The organism is Clostridium sp. AF50-3 (assembly GCF_003477445.1).
In the GTDB taxonomy this organism is placed as follows: domain Bacteria; phylum Bacillota; class Clostridia; order Lachnospirales; family Lachnospiraceae; genus Otoolea; species Otoolea fessa.
Genome location: NZ_QUDH01000046.1, coordinates 1 through 1,577 on the forward strand (window position 1 = coordinate 1; position 1,577 = coordinate 1,577).

At 43.2% G+C, this 1,577-nt stretch carries 2 protein-coding genes; both read right to left on the reverse strand.

Going from position 1 to position 1,577, the window contains the following annotated elements:
* Positions 1–1,138: IS200/IS605 family accessory protein TnpB-related protein (locus DW085_RS18695; protein ID WP_243034107.1), on the reverse strand; the 1,138-nt coding region annotated here is incomplete at its 3' end.
* 109 nt (positions 1,139–1,247) lie between these two features.
* On the reverse strand, positions 1,248–1,577 hold a 330-nt coding region (gene tnpA, locus DW085_RS18700), incomplete at its 5' end, for an IS200/IS605 family transposase (protein WP_118494355.1).

A 1,577-nucleotide genomic window follows, 5' to 3' on the forward strand; every position in this document is an offset into this window, starting at 1 on the left:
CTTTTGCCTCCAGTGAAGACCTTTCCGTTTCCGGCAAGGGTTTTAAAAGTTCCCGTATAAAATATCTCGCTCCGATATTATAGGATGCTGACAGGTCGCAGTTATACTGTTTTCCGGTCCGGAAGGTACATAGGCTATGGTTCTCCTGGTTTCTTACTACCGCTCCGCTTCCGTCACAGGCCAGCCTGCTGGTGTTCCGGGCACTGACCCTGGACACACGAATTCCGTTCCGATGTGCCTGATGTTCACACAGTTTCTGAATATCCCGCTTTCTCCATAAATGAAGCTTTTGCTTCTTTTTTCCGGATATTTTTCCCTGCATTTCCAGATACTCAAACACAATTACATCTACCTGATACTCTGCGGCATATTTCGTGATCTCCGCAGCTATTTTGCGGGACAGCTCCATATTCAGCCTTTTTGCATAATTCCATCGGCGTTGGACCGGTCTGGAGGAATGTTCTCTCTGAAAACGGCGGATTCTGCCAAGCACATGATACAAATGGTCTTTATCACTGGAGAAATTTATAAATTTACGTCCCAGGATAGTGCCATCTGCACGCATGATGCTGCAGACTGCATCCGTATTGATTCCTAAATCAACGCTGCATATCACCTGCTCTTTTACATCTGTTTTTGATAAGCTTACTTCCTCTGTGTATGAAAACCGAAGGAAATATTTATGATGTTTCCTTTCCAAAGTAGGGGCAGATGCCTTTTTACCACTCCATTTTTTTCGCAGATATTCCATATCGGTATGAAGTAATTTTACTTGAAACCACTTCCACTCTCGCCCATCAAACAGCTTTAAATGTGCCGCATCTTCTCCCGGTTCTGCTTCCTTATACATGACATCCCGATAAAATACCGGCATCGCATGATTCTCACAGACCAGCTTCGGTTTTCCTCTCAGTTCTCCCTTTTCCCACAAACTAAGGCGTGTCTGATAGGAGGACACGGCTCCAAGTGCGTGTTGAATCGCCGCTCTTCTCAGATAAGATGGCATCTTAGGGAAATGACGGTCAAACAGAAATCTGGCATGATTCTTTTTTGTCTCATGTACCAGATGTTCCGCTTCATTAAAGCGTTTTTGTGGATTTCTGATTTCTGAAAGTTCTTCCCAGGTCTCTGCATACACCGGAATCAGATAGGAAACTGCCTCCGAAAAATATCCAGCGTAGAGCGGAGCGGTATATTCTTTTTTTTAATTTCTACTCCATAGCTGGATACAATCTGCATAAAATTTCCTACTTTCTTTTTTCCTTCTCTTTTTGTCCCTCAATGTATGCCACTACCTGATCCCTGCTTCGGTCACTTACGGTGACTGCACAATACGATGGATTCCACAAATGTCCTCCCCACAACTCCTGTTTTAATTCCGGATGCGAAAGAAACAACTGACGTGCCAGATTCCCCTTCATAATCTTTATCATGTCTGATATAAAAAATTGTGGTTTGCAATCCAGAAGTAAATGAATATGATCTGGCATAACCTCCATCGCCAGAATCTTAAATTTGTATTCCTCCGCAAGCCCATACAACATTTTTTTACATTCTGCGTCTATCCCATTTTTCAG